26 protein-coding genes and 1 tRNA gene are annotated in these 24404 nt (G+C 62.5%); 12 read left to right on the plus strand and 15 right to left on the minus strand.

Annotation, left to right across the window (positions count from 1 at the left end):
- Nucleotides 1-261: 261 nt before the first annotated feature.
- From NKH30_RS15995 to dapD, 3 genes are read right to left on the minus strand one after another with little or no spacing between them, the layout of a single operon-like run.
- On the minus strand, nt 262-1050 hold the full coding sequence (locus tag NKH30_RS15995; RefSeq protein WP_352455973.1) for a hypothetical protein: 789 nt from the start codon (nt 1048-1050) through the stop codon (nt 262-264).
- A gap of 21 nt (nt 1051-1071) precedes the next feature.
- A complete protein-coding gene (locus NKH30_RS16000; RefSeq protein WP_352996121.1) occupies nt 1072-1449 on the minus strand; it encodes a DUF805 domain-containing protein in 378 nt (125 codons plus the stop codon).
- A 30-nt stretch (nt 1450-1479) separates the two neighbouring features.
- On the minus strand, nt 1480-2334 hold the full coding sequence (dapD, locus tag NKH30_RS16005; RefSeq protein ID WP_352455975.1) for a 2,3,4,5-tetrahydropyridine-2,6-dicarboxylate N-succinyltransferase: 855 nt from the start codon (nt 2332-2334) through the stop codon (nt 1480-1482).
- A gap of 145 nt (nt 2335-2479) precedes the next feature.
- Here dapD and NKH30_RS16010 point away from each other — a divergent pair, with 145 nt between their 5' ends.
- The gene (locus NKH30_RS16010) at nt 2480-3319 is read left to right on the plus strand and encodes an LOG family protein (protein WP_352455976.1); all 840 of its coding nucleotides are present in this window, start codon (nt 2480-2482) and stop codon (nt 3317-3319) included.
- Nucleotides 3320-3353: 34 nt separating this feature from the next.
- Here the strand turns inward: NKH30_RS16010 and NKH30_RS16015 are convergent, their stop codons facing one another.
- Nucleotides 3354-4061: a pyrimidine 5'-nucleotidase gene (locus NKH30_RS16015; protein WP_352455977.1), complete on the minus strand. Its 708-nt coding sequence runs from the start codon at nt 4059-4061 to the stop codon at nt 3354-3356.
- 161 nt (nt 4062-4222) lie between these two features.
- On the opposite strand from NKH30_RS16015, the gene NKH30_RS16020 reads away from it, so the two are divergent.
- A complete protein-coding gene (locus NKH30_RS16020) occupies nt 4223-4984 on the plus strand; it encodes a GGDEF domain-containing protein (protein ID WP_023677477.1) in 762 nt (253 codons plus the stop codon).
- 49 nt (nt 4985-5033) lie between these two features.
- Here the strand turns inward: NKH30_RS16020 and NKH30_RS16025 are convergent, their stop codons facing one another.
- Nucleotides 5034-5201 carry a hypothetical protein gene (locus tag NKH30_RS16025; protein WP_352472352.1) on the minus strand — a complete coding sequence of 56 codons (168 nt, stop codon included), beginning with the start codon at nt 5199-5201 and terminating at the stop codon, nt 5034-5036.
- 93 nt (nt 5202-5294) lie between these two features.
- Between NKH30_RS16025 and NKH30_RS16030 the strand changes: the two genes are divergently transcribed.
- Nucleotides 5295-5795, plus strand: a complete 501-nt coding sequence (locus tag NKH30_RS16030) for a MarR family winged helix-turn-helix transcriptional regulator (protein ID WP_352996123.1) — start codon at nt 5295-5297, stop codon at nt 5793-5795.
- Here NKH30_RS16030 and phhA read toward each other — a convergent pair.
- Nucleotides 5790-6623: a phenylalanine 4-monooxygenase gene (gene phhA / locus NKH30_RS16035; protein WP_352615014.1), complete on the minus strand. Its 834-nt coding sequence runs from the start codon at nt 6621-6623 to the stop codon at nt 5790-5792. The genes NKH30_RS16030 and phhA overlap by 6 nt on opposite strands.
- A 140-nt stretch (nt 6624-6763) precedes the next feature.
- Between phhA and NKH30_RS16040 the strand changes: the two genes are divergently transcribed.
- Both NKH30_RS16040 and bchE read left to right on the plus strand, forming a co-directional pair.
- Nucleotides 6764-7240, plus strand: coding sequence for an Lrp/AsnC family transcriptional regulator (locus tag NKH30_RS16040; RefSeq protein ID WP_352615012.1), 477 nt, complete (start codon nt 6764-6766; stop codon nt 7238-7240).
- A 102-nt stretch (nt 7241-7342) separates the two neighbouring features.
- On the plus strand, nt 7343-8881 hold the full coding sequence (gene bchE, locus NKH30_RS16045; RefSeq protein WP_352996125.1) for a magnesium-protoporphyrin IX monomethyl ester anaerobic oxidative cyclase: 1539 nt from the start codon (nt 7343-7345) through the stop codon (nt 8879-8881).
- A 19-nt stretch (nt 8882-8900) separates the two neighbouring features.
- Here the strand turns inward: bchE and argB are convergent, their stop codons facing one another.
- Both argB and NKH30_RS16055 read right to left on the minus strand, forming a co-directional pair.
- The gene (gene argB / locus NKH30_RS16050) at nt 8901-9794 is read right to left on the minus strand and encodes an acetylglutamate kinase (protein ID WP_352769623.1); all 894 of its coding nucleotides are present in this window, start codon (nt 9792-9794) and stop codon (nt 8901-8903) included.
- Between the two features lie 96 nt (nt 9795-9890).
- Nucleotides 9891-11387, minus strand: a complete 1497-nt coding sequence (locus NKH30_RS16055; protein WP_352996128.1) for an amidase — start codon at nt 11385-11387, stop codon at nt 9891-9893.
- Nucleotides 11388-11513: 126 nt separating this feature from the next.
- Here NKH30_RS16055 and NKH30_RS16060 point away from each other — a divergent pair, with 126 nt between their 5' ends.
- From NKH30_RS16060 to msrB, 4 genes are all read left to right on the plus strand, one after another.
- Entirely contained in the window at nt 11514-12053 is a 540-nt protein-coding gene (locus NKH30_RS16060) for a sigma-70 family RNA polymerase sigma factor (RefSeq protein ID WP_352540035.1), read from the plus strand.
- Nucleotides 12050-12754, plus strand: coding sequence for an anti-sigma factor (locus NKH30_RS16065; protein ID WP_352472348.1), 705 nt, complete (start codon nt 12050-12052; stop codon nt 12752-12754). Before NKH30_RS16060 ends, NKH30_RS16065 begins: the two co-directional genes overlap by 4 nt.
- A gap of 204 nt (nt 12755-12958) precedes the next feature.
- Nucleotides 12959-13516 (plus strand): fasciclin domain-containing protein, encoded by a 558-nt coding sequence (locus NKH30_RS16070; protein WP_352539955.1) that lies wholly within the window; start codon nt 12959-12961, stop codon nt 13514-13516.
- A gap of 174 nt (nt 13517-13690) precedes the next feature.
- Nucleotides 13691-14191 (plus strand): peptide-methionine (R)-S-oxide reductase MsrB, encoded by a 501-nt coding sequence (gene msrB, locus NKH30_RS16075; RefSeq protein ID WP_352615007.1) that lies wholly within the window; start codon nt 13691-13693, stop codon nt 14189-14191.
- Nucleotides 14192-14317: 126 nt separating this feature from the next.
- On the opposite strand, the gene NKH30_RS16080 is transcribed toward msrB, so the two are convergent.
- Nucleotides 14318-15871, minus strand: coding sequence for a DHA2 family efflux MFS transporter permease subunit (locus tag NKH30_RS16080; protein ID WP_245274730.1), 1554 nt, complete (start codon nt 15869-15871; stop codon nt 14318-14320).
- A gap of 67 nt (nt 15872-15938) precedes the next feature.
- Nucleotides 15939-17117 carry an HlyD family secretion protein gene (locus tag NKH30_RS16085; RefSeq protein ID WP_352539957.1) on the minus strand — a complete coding sequence of 393 codons (1179 nt, stop codon included), beginning with the start codon at nt 17115-17117 and terminating at the stop codon, nt 15939-15941.
- 143 nt (nt 17118-17260) lie between these two features.
- Between NKH30_RS16085 and NKH30_RS16090 the strand changes: the two genes are divergently transcribed.
- Nucleotides 17261-18010, plus strand: coding sequence for a TetR/AcrR family transcriptional regulator (locus NKH30_RS16090; RefSeq protein WP_352539958.1), 750 nt, complete (start codon nt 17261-17263; stop codon nt 18008-18010).
- 21 nt (nt 18011-18031) lie between these two features.
- On the opposite strand, the gene yihA is transcribed toward NKH30_RS16090, so the two are convergent.
- From yihA to rpmH, 5 genes are all read right to left on the minus strand, one after another.
- Nucleotides 18032-18691 carry a ribosome biogenesis GTP-binding protein YihA/YsxC gene (gene yihA / locus NKH30_RS16095; RefSeq protein WP_031193748.1) on the minus strand — a complete coding sequence of 220 codons (660 nt, stop codon included), beginning with the start codon at nt 18689-18691 and terminating at the stop codon, nt 18032-18034.
- Nucleotides 18688-19326, minus strand: a complete 639-nt coding sequence (locus tag NKH30_RS16100) for a CatB-related O-acetyltransferase (protein ID WP_023677492.1) — start codon at nt 19324-19326, stop codon at nt 18688-18690. Before NKH30_RS16100 ends, yihA begins: the two co-directional genes overlap by 4 nt.
- A gap of 144 nt (nt 19327-19470) precedes the next feature.
- Complete coding sequence (gene yidC, locus NKH30_RS16105; protein ID WP_352539959.1) at nt 19471-21294, minus strand: membrane protein insertase YidC; 1824 nt, start codon at nt 21292-21294, stop codon at nt 19471-19473.
- Between the two features lie 13 nt (nt 21295-21307).
- Nucleotides 21308-21661: a ribonuclease P protein component gene (gene rnpA, locus NKH30_RS16110; RefSeq protein WP_352539960.1), complete on the minus strand. Its 354-nt coding sequence runs from the start codon at nt 21659-21661 to the stop codon at nt 21308-21310.
- 23 nt (nt 21662-21684) lie between these two features.
- Entirely contained in the window at nt 21685-21819 is a 135-nt protein-coding gene (gene rpmH / locus NKH30_RS16115; RefSeq protein WP_008833937.1) for a 50S ribosomal protein L34, read from the minus strand.
- A gap of 335 nt (nt 21820-22154) precedes the next feature.
- Between rpmH and NKH30_RS16120 the strand changes: the two genes are divergently transcribed.
- Nucleotides 22155-23642: an ATP-binding protein gene (locus NKH30_RS16120; protein ID WP_352455990.1), complete on the plus strand. Its 1488-nt coding sequence runs from the start codon at nt 22155-22157 to the stop codon at nt 23640-23642.
- Nucleotides 23643-23952: 310 nt separating this feature from the next.
- Nucleotides 23953-24029: transfer RNA gene (locus tag NKH30_RS16125), tRNA-Arg, on the plus strand.
- Nucleotides 24030-24404 lie beyond the last annotated feature (375 nt).

The following is a 24404-nucleotide window of genomic DNA, read 5'->3' on the forward strand; positions in this document are numbered from 1 at the left end:
GGTCGCTTGCCAGTCGAGCGCTCCGTGCCGGTCGACACAGTCTTCGCCGGCATGCTGGGCCAGGGTGATTAACATTCGCTTAGAGCATCCGGCGCAAACCGGGCTTTCGGAACTCCCCGCTCCGCCGCTCTGGAGCAATTCCAGGAAAAGTGTGGAACGGTTTTCCGTCTGGGATTGCGTCAAAACAAAAAAGATAGAGCGGTTCGGCGTTTCTGCGAAACGATGAACCGCTCTAGCGGATCTGCCGCCGGGTTGCCGGTTTTAGCTTGCCGGCCCCGGTCGTCTGCGGACTGCAGGCCGGCGCGGCGGGCCCGGCTCGGGATCGGTCTTCGCCGCACGTGCCGGCTGCCCATGAGGGGTTTCGATCAGCGTGATCTTCTGCCAGATCTTTCGCGAGAGGTTCGAAGCCAGGTTCTCGATGTCATTGACGCCGTCGATGACCACGGCGTCATTCACCGATTGCGCGAACAGCGCGGCGATCTTGCCGGTGATCGACAGCATTTCGGAGCAGTAGTCGAGATAGCGGGCAAGGTCGGCGGCGTTGGTGATGCGGGCTGGCGAATGCGCAGTCGGCTTGAAACTGGCTGAAAGCGTTGCCGGATCCTTGGTCAGCTGGTGCATGTCGATGACGTGGATCAGCGACCGCAGCCCGTGGAGCTGGCGAAACACCCGCTTGCGCTTGATCCGCTCCTCGGAGCGAATCAGGGCCAGGAAGCCCAGCACCGCGAGGATGATCATGTTGAGGGAGGCTTCGATGCCTTGCACCGACTGGAAGGCATCGTGGTTTCCCGAGATGCGGCCGAGCGGCAGGATTGTGCCGACGAACAGGAACATCAGCGCTCCGACGACGAAGGCGGCGATGATGAGGCCGCGCAGCCACCAGATCGGCGCCTCCAGCGCCTTGGCTGCCTTTGCCAGATCGCGCGACAGCGACACGAGCTCGGCGGCGACGCCGCGCAAGCCTGCATCGGGAAAGCGCTCGGCGACGCGCCCTTCCAGCCGTTCGGCGGTTTCGAGGATCAGTTTCGGATCAAGCGAGCGGTAGCGCATGACGAAATGTCCGATCGGTGCTCAGGGTTCGGCCGGGGCGTTGGTGCGCTTGCCGTAGCGGTTGGGGCCGGGTTGCCCTGGAAACAGGCAAAGCACGAGGAAAGCGATGATCGAGACAACCGGCACGAACAGCACCAGCGCCGCAACGCCCGGCTTGTCGAGGTCGTGCAACCGCTTGACCGCCAGCACCACGTTCGACCAAAGCGAGGCAATGAAGGCGATGAAGAAAATGAACGACCACATGTTGCTCTCGGTGGTGCCCTCCGGCACCAGCGTGAAACGGTAGAGCGGCAAGGCCTGTATGATGGCCACCAGCAGTCCTCCAAGAAAATAGGCCGCGCGGCTGACGCGGCCCGAAGCTTTGAAGAAAAGCCAGATGAGGTCGGATCTTTCAGGCAAGCGAATTCCGTCCGTGTTCGTTGAGAAAGATCAATCGCGAAGCAATTCGTTGATCGAGGTCTTGGACCGGGTCCTGGCGTCGACCCGCTTGACGATGACGGCGCAGTAGAGGCTGGGGCCGGGCTCGTTGTTTGGAAAAGGCTTGCCCGGCAGCGAGCCGGCGACGACGACGGAATTAGGCGGCACCTCGCCGTAGAAGATCTCGCCGGTGGCACGGTCGACGATCTTGGTCGACTGGCCGATGAAGACGCCCATGCCGAGCACCGAGCCTTCGCGAACGATGCAGCCTTCGACCACTTCGGAACGGGCGCCGATGAAGCAATTGTCCTCGATGATGGTTGGGCCGGCCTGCATCGGCTCCAGCACACCGCCGATGCCGACGCCGCCTGACAGATGCACATTCTTGCCGATCTGGGCACAGGAGCCGACCGAAGCCCAGGTGTCGACCATGGTGCCGCTGTCGACATAGGCGCCGACATTGACGAAGGACGGCATCAGCACGGCGCCGGGCGCGACGTAGGCGGAGCGGCGCACGATCGACGACGGCACGGCGCGGAAGCCCGCCTTCTCGAAATCGACGGCGCTCCAGCCGTCGAATTTTGAGGGCACCTTGTCCCACCATACCGCCTGACCGGGACCGCCCTCTATGATCTCCATCGGGGTGAGCCGGAAGGACAGCAGCACCGCTTTTTTCAGCCACTGGTTGACGTGCCATTTGCCGTCGGCCTGCCGCTCGGCGACGCGTGCGACGCCCCGGTCGAGCAGGTCGAGCGCCGATTGGATGGCCTCGCGCGTCTCGCCGCGGGTTGCGGTCGAAATCGTGTCGCGTTCCTCGAAGGCGTTCTCGATAATCTCCTCGAGGCTCGCGAGATCGGGCTTCGACATGAATTCGCTCCATTACCAAGCTGTTAAGGGCCGGCGCCTTAACCTGTTTGAAAGTCGCGCGGACCCTATGTGAAGGCTTGGGGAGGGTCAATCGCGGCAGCGTCACGGGACGGCGCAGGTGAATGATTGGACGGGTAAAGCAAATATGACTCCCATGGAAAAGGCGGGATGGACGCCGCTGCCGCATTCGGACGAGGATCTGGAGCGGTCGAGAAGCGTGCCGGACACGCCGCAAACGCGCGCGGAGACATATCGGCTGGCCTGGAACGATCCCGATTTCATGACGCGGCGCGAGTTGCGTGCGGTCAGACTGCAGCTCGAACTGCTTAAACCGGAGATGATCCTGGCCGAGCGCGGCATCCAATCGACCGTCATCCTGTTCGGCGGCGCCCGCATTCCCGAGCCCGGCGGCGAAGCCTGGGCGGCCAAGAACGAGACGCAGAAGAAGAACCTCGAGCAAAACAGCAAATATTACGAGGAGGCGCGCAAATTCGCCCGCCTCTGCTCACAGCAGTCGGCCACCTCGTACTATCGCGAATTCGTCGTGGTGACTGGCGGCGGGCCGGGTGTCATGGAGGCCGGCAATCGTGGCGCCGACGATGTTGGCGCGCCGTCGATCGGTCTCAATATCGTGCTGCCACACGAGCAGGCGCCAAACGCCTACGTGACGCCGGAACTCTGCTTCAACTTCCACTATTTCGCGGTCCGCAAGATGCATTTCGTCATGCGTGCCAAGGCCGTTGCGGTGTTTCCAGGCGGCTTCGGCACGATGGACGAGTTTTTCGAGACGCTGACCCTGATCCAGACCGGCCGCATGGAACGCGTGCCGGTCATTCTGTTCGGCAAGGCTTTCTGGGCAAAGGCGATCGACCTCGATTTCCTCGCCGAGCAAGGCACGATCACACCCGGCGATCAGGATATCATCGATTTCGTCGACACCGCTGACGAGGCCTGGGGGATCGTCAGCCGCTTCTATAAACTTTGACATGCAAGCAAGGACTTGAAGCGCGCCGGCTGCCTCAAGCAGGGACTTCCACGATCGCCGTGAGAAAGCTGGCGAGGTCGTCGGTGACGAAGTCCACATCGTCCTCGTTGGCCGGGTCGCGTTCCCAGATTTCCGAGAAGGTCGGCTCGAAATTGCGCGGCACCACCAGCACCGTAGTCATGCCCAGCGATTTCGGCACCGACAGGTTGCGGGCAAGATCTTCGAACATCACCGCATTTTGTCCGGTAACGGCGTGGAGTTCGGCAAATTTCTCATAGGATTGCCGCGCCGGCTTCGGGTTCAGTCCGGCTGCGACGATATCGAAAATATCATCGAAATGCTCGAGAATGCCCAACTGCCGCGCGGTGCGTTCGGCATGCCGGCGATCCCCGTTGGTGAAGATGAATTTACGGCCGGGAAGCTGGCGAATGGCGGTGCCTAGGACGGGATCTGGAACCAGCCAGGAATAATCGATGTCGTGCACTTTCTCGAGAAAATCGTCGGGGTCGATGCCGTGGCGCGTCATCAATCCGTTCAGCGTCGTGCCATATTCGCGGTAGAGCTCCTTTTGCAGCTTGCGTGCTTCCTCGCGCGGCAGCGTCAGCAATTCTCCGACGTAGGCGGTCATCTTCACATCGATCTGCGAGAACAGATTCGAATGATGCGGATAAAGCGTGTTGTCGAGATCGAACACCCAGTCGGTGACATGGGCAAAGCGGGCGGGGTCGGGAAGTGTCGTCATACGTCCTTATGGCACGAAACGATCTTTCTAACAGGAGGTTTATCCACAACCTATGCGCGCCCTGGGTGGTAAAAATGGCGCCATGATTAAAATCTTAAGCATCGCCGAAAGGTGACATTCAGCGCTTTGCTGGAACCAAGACGGACCAGTGGGAGCAAGCGATGAATCGCATATTTCTAAAGTCTGCCGCCATCGCTTTCGCCTCCGTCGCGGTCTCGCTTTTGCTGACGCTGATCGTCGTGCCGGCAATGGGGTTTCCGATCAATCGCACCATCTGGCTGACATCCACCGTGTGCCCGCTCGCGCTGGCCTGGAGCGTCGGCGCCTATACGTTCTGGCAGGGCGAAAGGTTGCAGACCGCGCATCGCGAGCTCGCCCGCGCCCATGCCCAACTCGCCGCCGCGCACAGGCGCTTGGCGGAAAAGGCGAGCCGCGACGACATGACCGGCATGCTCAACCGCGAAAGTTTCTTTGCCGCTCTCGACGGCTCCCGGCGCAAATCCGATCGCGGGGCATTGCTGATCGTCGATGCCGACCATTTCAAGACCATCAACGACAGCTACGGCCATCTGATCGGCGACGATGCGCTGCTCCTGATTGCAAACGCGATAGAGCGTGGCGTGCGCAGCGGCGACGTGCTTGGCCGCATCGGCGGCGAGGAATTCTGCGCCCTTCTGATTGGTGCCACCGAACACGAGGCCAGGCGCATCGCCGAGCGCATCCGCCGTGAAGTCGAGCGTATCCGTTTCCGGCCCGTCGACGAACGAACGGTTCCGCTGACAGTCAGTATTGGCGGCATCACCTGCGGCAGAGACGCCGCAGTGTCGGAGCTAATGCGCGCCGCCGACCAGCGGCTCTACGAGGCCAAGCATCGCGGCCGGAATCTGTCGATCATCGACCGCGATATTTCCGAAGCCGCCTGAGCTCGGCCCTAAGCCTTCTGCTGCATTCAACCGCGCCGCTGCCAGACTGTCAAAATCCGACGATGGCGATGCGGAACAGCAGGGCGGCCGCCGCCAGCGCCACCAGAGCGATGCCAAGGCCAATGGGAGAGCCCCAGCCATACCACTCCATCGCCAGCTTGGCATATCTGAACTCCTCGGCCGGTGTGAATGGGCCGCGCGTTGGGGTCTGATTCATGTTTCACTCCTTGCAGGCTGCGACAGGCCTTGCCTTGCGCCTGATGCAGCATATTACTATAATGGCCGTAATGTTAGGCAAATTGATAGTTAGATGATCGAAATAAATTCGTCAAGCATGAATCGGGCCGACATGAAGACCGCCATCAGCCTTGCCATTATGGGCTGGCAGGACGCGACGCAGGCTTATGACGAGGCAGTGGGCGATAGGCTTGGGCTGAGTATGGCGGAACGCCATTGCCTGGCGCTGCTCTATGGCGGCCCGCGATCGGCTGGCGAGGTCGCGGCCGCAACAGGGTTGACGCCGGCCGCGGTCACCGCGCTGATCGACCGGTTGGAGGCACGCGCCCTGCTGACACGAACGCGCAGCCTCGAGGACAGGCGCAAGGTGGTCATAGAGGCGACGGAACTCACGCGAGAACTATCGACGCGCTATTATGGCGCGATCGCGCAGGAGGGGGAAAAGGTGATCGCCACATTCAGCGACACTGAACTCGCCACGATCCTGCGCTTCGTCACGGCGTCGCTCGACCTTCAGCGCGACCAGCTGGCCCGGCTGAAGGCCGAGGCTTTGGAAACAGCCGACAGCCTATAGGCTCGCCGGGTCGAGCGCTGGCTCGCCTTTGCGGCGCGCCACGATCGCCGCAAGATCGGCGGTCTCGAAAGCATCACGCAGGGCGTCGAACGACGGCAGCACGAAATAGGCACGCTGGAACTTGTCGATCTCGTAGCCGGTGCGCATCACGGTTTCCAGGTCGAACGGGACATGGTGCGCCTCGCCGCCTTCGACCGCGAACTGAAGCTCCGTGAAGGATGACATCAGCCCGGCGCCGAAAGCCTTCAGCGGCTGGCCCGGCTCGCGTATCAGCCCGTATTCGACGGTGTACCAGTAAAGCCTGGTGATCATCTCGTCGCCGCCGAGCGCAATCACGCTATCGGCCTTTTTGCCATACATCTGCATGAAGTCGGCAAAGACCGGCTGCGTCAGGATCGGCACGTGACCGAAGAAATCGTGGAACATGTCGGGCTCGACGATGTAGTCGAGCTCCTTTTGGGTTCGCAGCCAGTTGGTGACCGGGAAGCGGCGGTTGGCGAGGTGGTCGAAGAACGGCTGGGCGGGGATGAGCCCCGGCACGGCGACGATCTCCCAGCCGGTGAACTTGCGCAGCTTCTCGCTGACCGCACCGAAATCCGGGATCTTGTCGAGAAGGCCGAGCGCCGCAACGCCATCGAGATAGGAATGATGGGCGAGCTTTCTGGTCAGCTTCGTCTGGCGGTCGCACAGTGTGCGCCACACCGCCTGTTCTTCGTCGTTATAATTGTAGCCCTGCGCCACGGTGAAATCGGCACGGCAGACCGAATAATCGCCGCGAAGACCTCGCGCCGCGCATTCGCGGGCATAGTCGGCAACGTTCATTGTCATGGCTTGCTCTCCCTGGAAATCATGATCAGCGGATTGCCGGAAATTCTAGCCGGATGGCGCGAGGCAAATCAGCTTTGATGGTGGCTCAAACGCAGGGTTGGAGGTAAAAGGCTCCACGATCGAGCTTTGGGAGAGTGAAAATGCCTCAGTTTGACGAATTCGAGATCAAGATGCTCGACATCCTGCAGCGCGACGGTCGCAAGCCGGTCTCCGAATTGGCGCATGAGATCGGCCTGTCGACGACACCTTGCGCGCGGCGCTTCGAGGCTCTTCAGCAGGCGGGCATCATCAAGGGCTTCGCCGCGGTGCTCAGCCGCCGCGCCGTCGGTCTGATGGTCGAGGTCTTCATCCAGGTGCGCCTCGTAACCCACAGCGACGGCTCGCCCGAAAACTTTATCGCCGCCGTGCAGCGAATGGACGAGGTGTCGTCGTGCTGGACGATGACTGGAGACTACGATTTCCTGCTGCATGTCATGGTGCCGTCGGTCGACGAACTCAATGCCTTCGTCATGCACCGGCTGATGCGGCTCGAAGGCGTGCGCGACGTACACACGCAGCTAGTGCTGCAGAACATCAAGGGGCCCGGCCATGTGCCGCTGGCACATCTCAGACGATAGGCATTTCTGCGGAAAAGCTGCACACAAACTGCTGAAGCGAGCCAATCTCCAGAGCTAGATCGCCGACTACGACATGCGGACCGCCATTGCATAAGGCCCGCCATGAAAATCGTCCTGATCAACCCGCCACATACAGCTATCGGCAGCCGCGTGCCGGACGACCATCTGCCGCCGCTCGGTTTGCTGGCACTGGGCGGTCCGCTGATCGACGCGGGACATCAAGTGCGGCTTGTGGACGCCGAATTCGGGCCGATGGCGCTTGCCACGCTGGTCCGGGACGCCTTGAGCGATCATCCCCACTGCATTCTGATCGGCCATTCCGGCTCGACCTCTGCGCATCCGACAGCCCTGCTGATCGCCGGCATGGTCAAGGACATCCAGCCAGCGACAATCCTGATCTATGGCGGCGTGTTTCCGACCTATCATTGGCGCGACATACTGGCTGAAACGAATGTCTTCGACTTCATCGTGCGCGGCGAGGGCGAGGCGACCATCGTCGCGCTGGTCGAAGCGCTTGAAAACCGCAAGCCGCTGTCGGATGTGGCGGGCGTCGCCTTTCCTGACGATTTGCGGCGGCCCTTCGCCACCAAGCCGGCAAGGACGATCGCCAACCTCGATGACTACCGCGTCGGCTGGGAACTGATCGATGTCAGCCGCTACAGCTATTGGGGAGGCAAGCGTGCGGTGGTCATGCAGTTCTCGCGAGGCTGTCCGCATCTGTGCAACTATTGCGGCCAGCGCGGCTTCTGGACGCGCTGGCGGCACCGCGACCCCGTGAAGTTCGCGCGGGAGATTGCCTGGCTATACCGCGAGCATGGCGTCGAACTGATCAACCTTGCCGACGAGAACCCGACGTCGTCCAAAAAAGCCTGGCGCGCCTTTCTCGATGCGATGATCGCCGAGAATGTGCCGGTGCTGATCGTCGGCTCCACCCGCGCCGACGACATCGTCCGCGACGCCGACAGTCTGCATCTTTATCGCCAGGCCGGCGTCATCCGCTGGCTGCTTGGCATGGAAAACACCGACGAGCAGACGCTTGCATTGATCCGCAAGGGCGGCAGCACCTCATCCGACCGCGAGGCGATACGGCTGCTGCGCCTCAACGGCATCTTGTCGATGGCGACCTGGGTGGCCGGTTTCGAGGACGAAGGCTTGCGCGACCTCTGGCGCGGCTTCCGCCAGCTGATCGCTTATGACCCCGACCAGATCCAGGCGCTCTATGTGACGCCGCATCGCTGGACGCCGTTCTTCAGGATTGCCAGGGACCGCAAGGTGATCCAGCTGGACGCCCGCCTGTGGGACTACAAGCATCAGGTCCTGCGGATGACCCGCCTCAAGCCGTGGATGCTGTTCTTCGCCGTCAAGCTGATCGAACTGGCGGTGCAGTCGCGGCCCAAGGCCTTGGCGCGCATCCTGTTCCACAAGGATCCGGAGCAAAGGCATTCGATGCGCTGGTACACCAGAATGGGCCGCCGCGTCTGGTTTCGCGAAGTCTGGGGCTTTCTGGTCCGCGACCGCCGCCTCAAAAATGGCCCGACGCTCGCCGAATTCTGGGGCGCGCCGCAAGACGAGGAAGAGGAATCGATGGTTGTCGAACGCCTGCCGCGTAAGTCCGTGACCGCTATTTCGTCAAACGCTTGAGCCCCTCAGACACCCGGCCTCACGGCACGATCAGCGTGCCGGCGCCGTGTTCGGTGAACAGCTCGAGCAGCACCGCATGCGGCGTCTTGCCGTTGAGGATGACGACGCCTGCGACGCCGCGCTCGATTGCCTCGATGCAGGTCTCGACTTTGGGGATCATGCCGCCCGAGACCGTGCCGTCCTTGATCAGGGCCTTGGCCTCGGCCACGGTCAGCTCGTCGATCAGCTTCTTGTCCTTGTCGAGCACGCCGGGCACGTCGGTAAGGAACAGCAGGCGCGTCGCCTGGCAGGCGCCGGCGATGGCGCCGGCAAAAGTGTCGGCGTTGATGTTGTAGGTATGGCCGTCGCGGCCGGGCGCCACCGGCGCCAGCACCGGGATCATTTCGGACCGCGCCAGGAGGTCGAGCAATGTGCGGTCGACCTCGACAGGCTCACCAACGAAGCCCAGGTCGAGCACCCGTTCGATGTTGGAATCCGGATCGATCATGGTCTTTCGCGCCTTTTCGGCAAACACCATGTTGCCGTCCTTGCCGCACAGGCCGATCGCCCACTCGCCCTCGGCATTGATCAGCGCGACGATCTCCTTGTTGATCGACCCGGCCAGCACCATCTCGACAATCTCGACGGTCTTCTGGTCGGTGACGCGCAAGCCGCCCTCGAATTTGGATTCGATGCCCATCTTGCTGAGCATGGCGCCGATCTGCGGCCCGCCGCCATGCACGACGATCGGGTTGACGCCGGATTGTTTCAAAAGTGCGATGTCGCGGGCGAAAGCCTTGCCGAGCGCGATGTCGCCCATCGCGTGGCCGCCATATTTCACCACGACCGTCTTGTTCTCGTAGCGCTGCATGTAGGGCAGCGCCCTTGAAAGCAGCGCGGCCTGCATTTCGGCGGTGGCGGCGATATCCGTCATCGGCGTGGTTCCCAGCTTGGCATGAACGGCGGCGTCTTAGCGGGAATTAGACGACGGGGCAAACGGCTTTGCTGTCACGATCGATCAAATCACCGCCTATGCCGGCCGCTGCAGCGGCGCCCGTCGGCCCAGCCAGCCCGAGATCCTTTCCATCTGCGCGGCGAACGACAAAAGCGTTTCCTCGTCGCCGGGGCGGCCGGCGGCCTGGACGCCGAGCGGCAGGCCGGCATCGGTGACGTAAACCGGAAGCGTGATCGACGGTTGCCCGCTGACGTTCTGGATCGCCGGCCAGTGGGTGAACCACAGGCTCTTGTCCATCAGCTGGCCGAATAGCGGCTTGAACTTCAGCAGGCCGGCGAGGCGCAGTCTGTCCAGGACATTCTCGATGAATTCGTCGGCGCCTTTCGGGTCCATGGTGCCGCAGGCGAGCGGCGGGTGCGCGATGACAGGCATCAGCACTGCATCATAGTGCGCGGTTTCGGTGATAAGCCGGCGCGAGGTTGCGTGCAGCCGCTGCAGGCCGGCATAGATTTCGCCGGCCGAGAGGATTTCACCGAACCGGCTCATCACGCGCGTGGCGCGTTCGATGTCGCCTGAGATGGAGCGGCCGACGCGCAAGGCCTCGCCACGCATCGTGCCGGCCACCGCCGCGGCGACGGTTCTGGCGAAATCGGCGATGAAATCACGATCGATATAGGGCAGGTCGATCTCCTCGACGCCGTGCCCGCCTTCGCGCGCCAGCGCAATCGCCGCATCCAGAGCTTTCAACGTCTCTTCGGATATCGGCAAGCCGAGCGGCGATTTTCGATAGAAGGCGAGCTTGAGCTTGCCCGGATCGCGCCCGGCGGCCGCAGTGAAACTGCCGTTCGGCGAGGGTGCCGCGTAGGGCGACAGCGGGTCGGGCCCGTGGGTCAGGTCGAGCAGCAGGGCCGTATCGCGCACGGAGCGGGCCAACGCATGGTCGACGACGAAGCCGTACCAGCTTTCGGTGACGAGCGGCGTCAAGGGTACGCGGCCGCGCGAGGTTTTCAGCCCGACCAGCCCGGTGCAAGCGGCAGGCACCCTGATCGAGCCGCCGCCATCCGAGGCATGCGCCACCGGCACGACGCCGGCCGCGACCAGCGCAGCCGCACCGCCCGAGGAACCGCCGGTCGTATGCGCGGTGTCCCATGGATTGCGGGTGACGCCGTAAGCCACCGACTCGGTCACCAGCCTCAGCCCGTGTTCGGGTGCGGTGCTGGTGGCGATCGGGATCAGGCCGGCGGCCAGATAGCGTTCCGTCATCACCGAACTGAAATCGGGGGTGAAAGCTGGGATGCGGCTGCCGCCATGCGTCGGCACGCCTTTCATGGCGATGCCGAGGTCCTTCAGCGCAAAGGGCACTCCGGCAAGCGGCAGCTTGTGGTCGACGGTTTTCGCTCGCGCCCGCGCCGCCTCAAAAAGCGGTTCGGCGATGGCGTTGATCTCCGGCAGGGTGGCCTCGGCCCGGGCGATCGCCGCATCGACGAGATCTTGCGGTGTGATCTCTCCCTTGTGCACGAGTGCGGCCTGGCCGGTTGCGTCATGCTCCCACAGAACCCGCTCGATCGACATGGTCGCCCTCCCGCTCATTGCAAGCTAGCGGGCGGCGATTTCATTGGCAATCGACGCTGGCGCTGCCGGTGCGCAAGACCATTTCAGTCGTTGCAAATACATTACAATCGCCTAATTTGGCGGCGAATGACGCCGCAGGACATCAGCAACCTGATTGTCCGGACTTCGATGAAGGACCGGGCTGCGTTCGATCTGCTCTACCGGCAGACCAGCGCGAAACTTTTCGGCGTCTGCCTTCGTGTATTGAAGGATCGGGGAGATGCTGAAGAAGCGCTTCAAGAGGTCTTCGTCAAGATATGGACGAAGGCGGACCGTTTCGCCGTTTCGGATCTGAGCCCGATCTCCTGGCTGGTGGCCATTGCGCGCAATCATGCGATCGATCGGATCAGGGCGCGGCGAGAGCCTGCCGCCTATATCGATGCCGCGCTCGACGTGGCCGATCCGGCGCCGGGGCCGGAGACCATGGCCGTGGCGGGCGGTGAGTCCGAACGCATCTACCATTGTCTCGAGGAATTGGAGAAGGACCGGGCGGCGGCCGTTCGGGGCGCCTATCTGGATGGCAAAAGCTATGCCGAACTGGCGGAGCGCTATGGCGTACCGCTGAACACGATGCGGACCTGGCTGCGGCGCAGCCTGTTGAAACTGAGAGAATGCCTGGAGAGATGACGCTGGCTGACGACAATGGACCGGAACGTGGGGGCGACGACCTGTTCGCCGCCGAATACGTTCTTGGCGTTCTGGCCGCCGATGAACGCGAGATCGCGTCGCGCCGCATTGATGCGGACGCCGCCTTCGCGCGCCTTGTCGATGCCTGGGAGGCGCATCTTTCGCCGATGGCCGCCGCCTATCCGGAGACAGAGCCTCCGATCAGGGTCAAGGAAGCATTGGACCGCCGGCTTTTCGCTGCAGAGCCGCGCGCCGGCCTGTGGTCGAGCCTTGGCTTCTGGCGCGGTCTTGCCGCCGCCGCCATTGCGGCGCTGGCGATCTACATCGCCGTGCCTTACTTCCGCCCGTCCACCGAGCCGCCGCAGGCGCGGCTTGTCGCCTCGCTGGCGGCCGAAGGCAGCGACGTCAAATATCTCGTCGTCTACGATGCCGCCCGTCACGAGGTCGGTCTTTCCCACGTTTCCGGCGAGCGGGCCGCCGGCAAGGACTTCGAGCTGTGGATGATCGAAGGCAAGAAGGCGCCGGTGTCGATGGGCGTCATCCCGGCCGGTGCGACCGCGCATTTGGCCATCCCGCCCGCCGTCCAGGAGAAATTGGCGCAAGGCGCCGTGCTTGCGGTCAGCGTTGAGCCGGCCGGCGGTTCACCGACCGGCCAGCCGACTGGACCGGTGGTCGCAGCGGGCGATCTGAAGAGCATCTGACCGCTTCTCATCGCGGGAAGCAGACCTGAAATCTATCTCCCGCGATGTAGACGCCTGCAAAGCTTGTTGGCGGCTGTCGATCCGAGCCCGGCAAATTGCAGCGACAAATATTTTTTTGCGGAGAGGGCGAAACTCCAGCATTTCTATCGCGTATCTCCTTGCGTTCCCAAATGAGGGGAACGATAACCCGAGGAGGTTGAAATCATGCGTAAATTCGCCACCCTTTTGCTTGCCGGCACGGTCGCCATTTCCGCGCTCGCCACCATTGCCTATGCTCAAAATCCGATGGTCGGCGGCGCCGCCATGTATGCCCAGAAAAACATCGTCGAAAATGCTATCAACTCGAAGGACCACACGACGCTGGTCGCTGCCGTCAAGGCAGGCGGCCTGGTCGATACACTGCAAAGCGCTGGCCCCTTCACTGTGTTCGCGCCGACCAACGAGGCCTTTGCGGCACTTCCAGCCGGCACGGTGGAGACGCTGCTCAGGCCTGAAAACAAGGACAAGCTTGTCAAGATCCTGACTTGCCATGTCATCGGCGCCAAAGCGATGGCCGCCGACGTCGCCAAGATGGTCAAGAACGACGGCGGCACCCACAAGGTCAAGACGGTCGGTGGTTGCGAACTGTCGCTCAAGGCCGACGGCGGCAAGGTCACCGTGACCGACGAGAACGGCAACGTCGCCAATGTGACGATCGCCGATGTCGAGCAGTCCAACGGCGTCATCCACGTCGTCGACAAGGTTCTCCTGCCGAAGATGTAACAAACGCACGCTGCCGGCGAAGATATCGCTAAGGGCCTCCCTGCGCACGCTCCGCGCCGTTCACGCAAGATGTGGATAGGCGCGGAGTCCCGCTTTGAGGACAGCGATCGTCACCGGCTTTTGATTTCCGTGTGGCGGTCGAATTTGGCACAAGCAATGACAGGAGGAATGGCCATGAACCGTCGCGAGCTTCTTTTGAGTGGTGCGGCAGCCATTGGCGTTGTCGCAGGCGCCACCGCGCTGCGCATGGGCGGAGCCCAGGATGCACGCGCGGCTGAGACTTTCGAGGTTACCAAGACCGAAGCCGAGTGGCGCGCCATCCTGTCCGACGCGGCCTTCAATGTGCTGCGCAAGGAGGGCACGGAATACCCGGGCACCAGTCCGCTGCTCAACGAGCACCGCAAAGGCATCTTCGCTTGCGCCGGCTGCGGCCTGCCGGTCTATTCGTCAGAGACCAAGTTCGATTCCGGCACAGGCTGGCCGAGCTTCTGGCAGGAAATCCCGAATTCCGTCGGCAAGACCGTGGACAGGTCTTTGGGCATGACCCGCACGGAGGTCCATTGTCGCCGCTGCGGCGGCCATCTCGGCCACGTATTCGACGACGGTCCGCCGCCGACCGGGTTGCGACACTGCATCAATGGCGTTGCCCTGACCTTCAAGCCGGCGACCGGGTGAGGACGGCTGCGACCCTGACTTTGTCGGAGCGCGAGAGGACTTCGTAATGGTTGATTTTGCGCATGACCCCGAAAATCGCTTTTCGGGGTCATGCGCGAGGGCGCCAGGCGGGGGATCCAGCGCGCCTCAATGGCCTCCGCCACCGCCGCCCTGAGCGGCTGGCTTGCGGATCACCAGGGTGAAGAGCCCAAGCGTCGCGAACAAAACCGTCAGCATGAAGAATACGTCCATGAACGACAGCAGCGACGCCTGCTGCTGGACCATGCCTGACAGTTTGGAGATGGCCGCCTTGGAGGCGTCTAGCCCGGCGGTCTGCTCGAAGTTGAGCGTCATGTTCTGCAGCTTCTGCTGCGCAGCGGCACTTCCCCATTGCACGTGCTCGGAAAGCCTGGCGTAGTGGAAGGCATTGCGGTCGATCAGCACGGTGTTGATGACTGCCAGGCCGACGGCGCCGCCGAGATTGCGGGTCAGGTTGAACAGGCCAGACGCATTCTTCAGCCGCTCCGGCGGCAAGGTTCCGAGCGCAATGTTGTTGATTGGCACCATACAAAGCATCATCGAGCAGCCGCGCAGGATCTGCGGGATCAGCAGTTCATAGAAATCCCAGTCGGCGGTGAGATGCGTCATCCACCAGGTCCCCGTGGCGAAGCCGAAGAAGCCGATCATCATCATGATGCGCGGGTCCATCTTGTTCGACAATATGCCGGAGATCGGCGCAGTGAAGAACATGGCTAGGCCGCTGACGAACAGCGCCTCGCCGATCATCATCGAATCGTAGCCGCGGATCCGCCCCAGGAACACCGGATAAAGATAGGTCAGACCGTAGAGGCCGATGCCGACGACGAAGGAGAACAACGAGCCGAAGGCAAAATTGATATTGCTGAAAGCCCTCAGATCGACAATCGGCTCCTCGGCGGTGAACACGCGCCAGAAGAACAGCACCGCGCCGAAGGTCATGATGACGGCGCAGATGAACACCGCCTGATCCTGCAGCCAGTCGTTGTTGGGACCCTCCTCCAGCACATATTCCATGCAGCCCAGGAAGGCGGCCATGCCGGCAAGCCCCCACCAGTCGAACTTGCTGAACAGCTTGAGATTGGGTTTGTCGAAGTCGATCAGCGACCAGGCGGCCGTCGTCACCAGAATGCCGGGCACGACGTTGACCAGGAACAGCCAGTGCCAGGACATGGCATGGCTGATATAGCCGCCGACGGTCGGGCCGATGGTTGGCGCCAGCGTCGCCACCAGGCCGATCATCGGCGAGACGATGGCGCGGCGCGACGGCGGGAAGATGGTGAAGGCGGCTGCAAAGACGCTCGGGATCATGCCGCCGCCGATGAAGCCCTGCACGGCGCGGTAGACGATCATCTGGTCGATATTGGTTGCGGTCGCCGCCAGCGCGCTGGCCGCCGTGAAACCTGCCGCCGAGATTGTGAACAGCACCCGCGTCGACAGCATCCGGCTGAGGAAGCCCGACAGCGGGATCATCACCACCTCGGCAATCAGATACGCCGTCTGCACCCACGGAATCTCGTCCGAACTGGCGCTCAGGCCCGCCTGGATCTCGGCCAGCGAGGCCGAGACGATCTGGATGTCCAGGATCGCCATGAACATGCCGAACACCATTGCCAGGAAGGCGATGACGCGGCGCGTCGAGATGTGGTCGACCGGCACCGGCATGGCTGGCGCCGGCGCCGATCCTGCAGTTAGGGTTGCGGTCGCCATGACCCTTGCTCCCGGTTCCGCTTTACTTCGATGCCGAAGGCGCGGTGCGGCTGTCGACGGCGACGACGACGCTCAGGCCGGCGCGCAGCTTGCCCGTCTTCAGCACATCCGCGGGCACGTCTATGCGAACCGGAACGCGCTGCACCACCTTGGTGAAATTGCCTGTGGCGTTTTCCGGCGGCAGCAGCGAGAACACTGCTCCCGAAGCCGGGGCCAGCGACGACACGGTACCCTCGATGTCCTGACCGTCGATCGCGTCGACCGACACTCTGACCTTTTCACCAGGCACCAGCCGGGCAAGCTGGGTCTCCTTGAAGTTGGCAACGATGTAGAGCTTGTCCATTGGCACGATGACGGCGAGCTTCTGTCCGGGGCTGATCAGGTCGCCCTGCTCGACCGAGCGGTTGCCGACCACGCCGTCATAGGGTGCGCGCAGCACGGTGAAGGACAGATCCCGCACCGCCTTGTCGTGGGCAAGCTGCAGCGAGCCCAGCGTGCTTGCCGATTCCGCCCGCTGCGCCTGGAGCACGCCGATATTCGCCTGAGCCGCCGCGATCTGCGCGTCGGCGCCGGCTAGTGCGGCATTGGCTTGCTCGACCGCCGTCTGGGCATCGTCCAACTGGGCCTGGGTACCGACGCGGGTCTTGAGCAACTGGGCGGCACGAACCTGAGCTCGCTTCGCATTATCGGCCGCGGCCTGGTCGGCGGTCTTCTGCGCCTGCGCCTGCTTGAGCGAGGCGCGCGCCGCCTCGGTCTGGGCATCGATGCGGTCGAGCGTCTTGCTCAACGTGGCGATCTGCGCCTCGGCCTGGGCAACGGCTATCTTGTAGTCACCGTCATCGACGATCAGCAGCGGGTCGCCGGCCTTCACCTGCTGGTTCTCGGTCACTTTGACCTGATCGACATAACCCGAGATTTTTGGCGAGATGAACGCGGTGTCGGCCTGGACATAGGCATCGTCAGTCGTGATCATGAAGCGCCCGTCGGTCCAGTAATCATAGCCATACCAGGCGCCGGCGCCCAGCAGGGCCAGGCCGATGATGGGCAACAACATCGAGCGCATCGAGCGCTTCTTCTTGGCGGGAGCCAGCGGGGTGACGTCGGCGGGCTTGAGAGGGGTTTCCGGCGCTTCGATCGCAGGCTGGACCTTGGCACTGGGGAAGGGGCGGACTTCGGCACTGGTGGGCGCGTTCGAGGACATGATATCTCTCTAAATTAACTGGCGCTGAATTTTGTCAGACTGAACCGTTCGGTTCGATCTCGACGTTGACTTAGCGCTTAAAGAGGACCATATCAAGAGCAATCGAACCGGATGGTTCGAATTATTTTACGAGGTGTGACATTATGGCCGAAGCCCCCAAGGCCGCTCCTTTGCCTGATTCAGGCCCATTGCCCAGCGCTGGCAAGGACCAGTGCGATCTGCTGGACAGCCTGCCGCGCGGCCGCCCGGCCGCGGGTCAAGACCCGGTCAAGCGCAGCCAGATCATCGACGGTGCGCGCCGTGTCTTCATCGAAAAGGGCTTCGAAGCCGCGTCGATGAACGACATTACGCGCGAGGCCGGCGTGTCCAAGGGCACCATCTATGTCTACTTTGCCAACAAGGAAGAGCTCTTCGAAGCGCTGATCGAGGAAGAGCGCGGCACGATTTTCAAGAACATGTATGAGGTGCTCGACCAGATCGGCGACCTTCGCCAGACGTTGGTGAAGTTCGGCATCGTGCTGTCCATGAAGATCACTTCGGCGCGGGTCATCCTGGCGCAGCGGACGGTGATCGGCGCGTCGGAACGCATCCCGGAGCTTGGTGCCCGGTTCTACGAACGCGGCCCGAAGCGTGGCCATGACAGGGTCGTCGTTTTCCTCAACATGGCTATCGAACGCGGCCTGCTGAAGATCGACGACGTCGAGCTTGCCGCCTATCAGTTCACCGAACTGTGTCTGGCCGGTCTTTTCCGCCAGTGCATTTTCGCCTATCGCACCAAGGCGCCAAGTGTGGCCGAGATCGAACACATCGTCAGGTCGGGCGTCGATGTGTTCCTGAAGGCCTACGGCACCGAACAGCTTGCAGAGCAGGAACGGGCCTCCAGCCCCGCCTGACAGGCTGCCAGGGTCGGTGGCCTATCCGCCATTGGCGGCGAGCACGATCGCCGCACGCAGTTCCTCGAGACCCTCGCTCTTTTCCGACGACGTGGCGAGCACGAAGGGAAAGGCCGCCGGGCGTTTCTTGATCTTCTGGAGCGTTTCCTCGATCAGCCGCGGTACCCCCGCCGCTTTGATCTTGTCGGTCTTGGTCAGCACGATCTGATACGACACCGCCGCCTTGTCGAGCAGCGACAGCACCTCGTCGTCCTTGGCCTTGATGCCATGGCGGGCATCGATCAGCACGTAGACGCGCTTCAGCGTCACCCGGCCCTTGAGATAGTCGAACACGAGCTTCGTCCACTCGTCGACCTTTTCCTTCGGCGCCGTGGCGTAGCCATAGCCCGGCATGTCGACCAGCGCCATCGGCGGCAGGTCGGCGCCCTCTCCCGAAAATCCGCCCGGCACGAAATAGTTGAGCTCTTGCGTGCGGCCCGGTGTGTTGGAGGTGCGCGCCAGCCCCTTCTGGTTGACCAGCGCGTTGATCAGCGACGATTTGCCGACATTGGAGCGGCCGGCAAAGGCGATCTCGGGCGGTCCCTCCGGCGGCAGGAATTTCATCGCCGGCACGCCGCGGATGAAGATCCAGGCTCGCGTGAACAATTCGATGCCGATCGTGGTCTTGTTCAACGCGTTCAAACCGCCGCCTCCAGAAGAAAAATGTTGCTGCCACGAATAGCATCGAGATTGCGGCTGATCTTTTCCACTGGCCAGTGCCACCACGCCAGCGCCAGCAGCCGCCGGATGGTCCTGTCATCGAAGCGCATCTTCACCACTTTGGCCGGATTGCCGGCGACGATCGCATAGGCCGGCACATCGTGCGTCACCACCGACTTTGCCGCGACGATGGCGCCGTCGCCGATCTTCACGCCCGGCAGCATAACCGCTTCCATGCCGATCCAGACGTCGTTGCCGACGATTGTGTCGCCACGCACCTCCTTCGACCATGTCGCCGGGTCGAAGCCTTCCTCCCAGCCGTGACCAAAGATGTTGAACGGATAGGTCGAAAAGCCGGACATGGCGTGATTGGCGCCGTTCATGATGAAGCGCGCGCCTTCGGCAATGGCGCAGAACTTACCGATGATCAGCCTGTCGCCGATGAACGGATAATGATGCAGCACGCATTTTTCGGCGAATTTGTCGGGTCCGTCAGGGTCGTCATAATAGGTGAAGTCGCCGATCTCGATATTCGGCGCCGTCACCAGCGGCTTCAGAAAGCCGACGCGCGTGTGCAACGGGATCGGATGCTTGATCGATGGATTGGGTCCGGTCATATCGAGCTCCGTCGGGCAACTGCCAGCCAGGTCAAAATAGCGCGATCCGTCCGGCAGTACCAATCGCTTAATCCAGGCGGGCAGCCTGTGCAAAAAGCCCCGGACGAACCGGGGCTTTCTGGTTTCGCACTATCGGAGCGCCGGCTATTCCGCCGGCGACGGTTTCTTGCGGAACAGCGCGACCAGATTGTCCCACAATTCGATCTTGGCGCCCTGCCGCTTCATGATCACGCCCTGCTGCAGGATCGACAGCGTGTTGTTCCAGGCCCAGTAGATAACGAGGCCGGCCGGAAAACCCGCCATCATGAAGGTGAAGATCACGGGCATCCACGTGAAGATCGCCGCCTGCGTCGGGTCCGGCGGCGTCGGGTTCATGCGCATCTGCAGGAACATCGTCACGCCCATGATCAGCGGCCAGACGCCGATCATCAGCATGTGCGGCAAGGTAACGGGGATCAGCCCGAACAGGTTGAAAATCGATGTCGGGTCCGGCGCCGCCAGATCCTGGATCCAGCCGAAGAACGGCGCGTGCCGCATCTCGATGGTGATGTAGAGCACCTTGTAGAGCGAGAAGAACACCGGGATCTGCAATGCCACCGGCCAGCAGCCGGCGAGCGGATTGATCTTCTCGGTCTTGTAGAGCTCCATCATCGCCTGCTGCTGCTTCATCTTGTCGTCCGCGTATTTCTCGCGGATCTCGAGCATCTTGGGCTGCACCTTCTTCATGTTCGCCATCGACGCATAGGACTTGTTGGCGAGCGGGAAGAACAGCGCCTTGACGATGACGGTGGTGGCGAGGATCGCCAGACCGAAATTGCCGAAGAATTTGTAAAGCGTGTCGATCAGCCAGAACATCGGCTTGGTGATGAAATAGAACCAGCCCCAGTCGATCAGCAGATCGAACTGGCGGATATGACGGTCCTTTTCATAGGCGTTGATCGTCGAAACTTCCTTGGCGCCGGCGAATATCTCCGACTCCACGGTCGTCGATTGCCCGGGAGCGATTGTGACCGGATCGGACAGGAAATCGGACTGGTAGCTGTGCGGATGGGGCCCGCTTTTGAACTCGAAATAAGAGAATTTGGGCTGAAATTCGCGGCCGCTCGGCGGCACCAGGGTCACCGCCCAGTATTTATCGGTGATGCCGAGCCAGCCGTCGGTCGACTTGCCTGGCTTGAATTCTCTCTCCGATTCGACCTTGGAGTATTTGTACTCTTGCAGGCCTTCGCTGCCGGTAACACCGATCAGGCCTTCGTGCAGCACATAAGTGCTGGCGATAGCCGGCTTGTCGAAACGGGTGACGCGGCCATAGTTCGACAACGTCGCGGGTGCCGAGCCCCCATTCTGGACCGTGTCGGACACGGTGAACATATATTGGCTGTCGACAGAGAAGGTGCGCTTGAAGGTCAGGCCCTTGTCATTGGTGAAGGTCAGCGTGACCGGCGTCGCTGGCGTCAGAGTCGCATTGCCATCGGTCTGCCAGACCGTGTCAGGGCCGGGCAGCCTGCCCACATCCGGCGTGCCGGAAAAGCCGATCTCGGCGAAATAGCCGTTCGGCAGGGACGCCGGGTTGAGCAACGCGATCTCGGGCGAAGTCTTGTCGACCGTCTCCGTGTAGTGCTTGAGCCGGAGGTCGTCGAGGCGCGCACCGGTGAGGTTGATCGAGCCTTCGAGGCTCGGCGTGTCGATCTTGACGCGGCTGGTCGAGGCAATCGCCTGGTCGCGGCCGGCCGCGGTGACGGCTTCGCCGCCAGGCGCGTTCGGAATGGCGCCCGGCTGCACCGGTGTTTCGCTGGCGCCCGGGCTGGTGCCTTGGGCGGCCTTCTTCTGCTCCGCCACGCGCTGCTCTTCGATGCGGGCGGCTTCGCGCTGCATCTCGCTGCGCGGCATCACATAGAAATATTGCCAAAGCGCCAGGATCAGCACCGACAGTGCGATGGTGATGAAGAAGTTGCGGTTGTTTTCCATCGAAGCCCTTGGCCTATCGTGTTCCACGCAATCTGCGGGAGAGTTCGGCCTTCAACTGGCCGAACGGAGTGGTAAGCACGTCTTCGCGCCCGACGATGACATAATCATTGCCGGGCGCCATGTCATCGGCGGCATGCGTGCGCACGGCCTCTCTGAGCCGCCGCCGGATGCGGTTGCGAACGACGGCGTTGCCGACCTTCCTGGTGACGGTGTAGCCGACGCGCGGCGCCTCGCTGTCGCCGCGGCCCAGGACCTCGACGAGGAAAAGCCGCCCGCGGCGCTTTTCGCCGCGGCGGACAGCCAGGAATTCCGCGCGCTTCAGAAGCCGCTTGGGATGGGCACCCGTTGGCTTGCCGGTTGCGGGCAACGATCTTGTCTCTCGCTTGGTGCTCAGGCGCTGAGACGCTTGCGGCCGCGGTTGCGGCGGGCTGCGACGACGCCGCGGCCACCTTTGGTGGCCATGCGGGCGCGGAAACCGTGCCTGCGTTTGCGGACGAGTTTGGACGGCTGGTAAGTACGCTTCATTTGTTTAAATACCGCGGGGTGCGGCCCTTCTTGATTCTGTCACTTTGTAACAGGAGCTTTGCCGGGCCGGTTTTGGCGCGATCGAAACCGCGCCGGGACGAATGGCCCGAGCGTGAGCGGGCTTATAGAAAGAAGGGTTTTGGAAGTCAATCCAGCGTGTCGGGCCGGCGTTGTCGGACCGGCAGGGAAGTCCTTGCGGCCCTTTGTCCGGCTTCGACCAAGGATGAATTTGGCAAAAAAGCCGCAATCGCCTAATCTTGCCCGATCAAGCGATCGTGAAGACGAGCAGTCCCTAAGACAAGCAGCCGTGATGACAGGCAGCCGTGACGACGAGCATGAGTGAAGTCCCAGCAACCGACGAAAGCATCGCCCAGGCGAAGGCCGCCACCCGCAGGGTGCCGCTGGCGCGCGGCCTGTCGACCAAGTTGCTGCTGCTCACCATCGTCTTCGTGCTGTTGGCCGAAATCCTCATCTTCGTGCCCTGGATCGCCAGCTACAGGCTGAGCTGGCTGAAGGAGAGGCTGAGCACCGCCGCCGCGGTGTCGATCGTCCTGGTACAGGGCGAACCTGCCTCGCTGTCGCGTGCCGCCCAGAACGACGTACTGATGGCGATCGGCGCCAAGGCGATCGCCGTGCGCGACGGCGGCGTCTCGCGGCTTCTGGTCGTGGCCGAAATGCCGCCGCAGGTCGACGAGCATATCGATATCGCCAATGTCGGCATGATCGAGGGCATGACCGGCGCGCTGGACACGCTGTTTTTCGGCGGCAAGCGGATGCTGCGCGTTTTCGGGCCGGTCGGCGACAGCGACAAAGAATTCGAGCTGATCATGCCCGACCACCGCCTGCGCAATGCCATGCTGATCTATTCGCGCAACGTCGCCTTCGTCTCGCTGCTGATCTCGCTGTTCACCGCCATGCTGGTCTACGCCGCGATAGACCTGATCATGATCGGCCCGATCAGGACGATGACACGCTCGATGCTGTCCTTTTCCGAGGCGCCCGACGATCCCGGCCGCATCATTCACCCCGCCGCCCGGGCCGACGAGATCGGCGTCGCCGAACGCGAGCTGTCGCAGATGCAGGAGCGGCTGCAGAAGATGCTGACCGAGCAGAAGCACCTGGCCGATCTCGGCCTGGCCGTGTCGAAGATCAACCACGACATGCGCAACATCCTCGCCTCGGCGCAGCTCATGTCGGACCGCCTGCGCCAGGTCAAGGACCCGACCGTGCAGGCGTTCGCGCCAAAACTGCTGCGCGCGCTCGACCGTGCGGTGTCCTACTCGGAGGGCGTGCTGGCCTATGGCCGCACCCAGGAGCCGCCGCCGTCGCGCCGCAGACTGCGGCTGCGCCAGCTGGTCGAAGACGTCCAGGGCCTGCTCGACATCGAATGCGGCATCGAATTCGTCAACGCCGTCGACCCGGTGCTCGAGGTCGATGCCGATTCCGACCAGCTGTTCCGCGTGCTCACCAATCTTAGCCGCAACGCCGTGCAGGCGATGGCGGCGGACACCGAGAGCGCCGTGGTGCGCCGCCTGACCATATCGGCCGAGCGCATCGGCAGCGTCAGCCGCATCGTCGTCACCGACACCGGCCCCGGCCTGCCGCCAAAGGCGCGCGAAAACCTGTTCGCGGCATTTCGCGGCTCGGCCCGCAGCGGTGGCACCGGCCTTGGCCTGGCGATCGCCCATGAATTGATCCGCGCCCATGGCGGCACGGTGGAGCTGGTCGAATCGATCGGCGGCCGCACCACATTCGCGGTCACCATTCCCGACCAGCCGGTTCGGCTCGACCAGGCCCGCAACGGGCTGCGCCGCCCGGCGTAACGAACCGTTTCGTTACGGATCGTTTCAATCACAAAGGGTTGGTCCGAGACTACGAGCCATCGACTCGGCCGCCGTGCAACGGCTCGTTTCGTTACGGACCGTTCCGATTGGCAAATGACCGATCCAAGACGACGACATATCGGCTCGGCCGCTGCGTGAAGTGATCTTGCCTTCGCCGGCCGGCGCATGACGGCAAAACTTTTGGCCAGGATCGGCTTGCTTTTCGTAAATTCAGTCGCTAGGGAACACGTCACATCGCGGCCGGTCACCAGGATCGGATCGCGGGGCTATGCAAAGCATGGCCTGTTGCGCGCCCGTAGCTCAGCTGGATAGAGCACCAGACTACGAATCTGGGGGTCAGGAGTTCGAATCTCTTCGGGCGCGCCATTAAACTCAATGTACGGCCCGGGGACATAGGTAACAGAATCTGCCGCCACTGGCCGGAAGGTTGCCTTGAGTGAGCGCCGTCCTTGCAAAGAGCGGATGGTCCGCTGATGCTACTCAGTCGGCCTGCTTAATCTCCGGGCCCGGTTCAGTCGGCGGGCCTAGCGTGCAATCCTGGCCGGTGCATTCCTGCACCGGATCCTTCGCCGGCGGCAGACAATTTTGGCCTTCACAATGAACGGGCGGCTGCGCTGTTGCGGCTTTATTGTTCTGCGGCACAGGCCGATCCTCAGCGCGAACGGCCGGTATTCCAAGGTCGATCACGGCCGTGCACAAGAGCGCAATCCGAAGCAAGTTCATTTTCGCCTCCGCAACTGA

Source organism: Mesorhizobium sp. M1273, from assembly GCF_040318195.1.
In the GTDB taxonomy this organism is placed as follows: Bacteria; Pseudomonadota; Alphaproteobacteria; order Rhizobiales; family Rhizobiaceae; genus Mesorhizobium.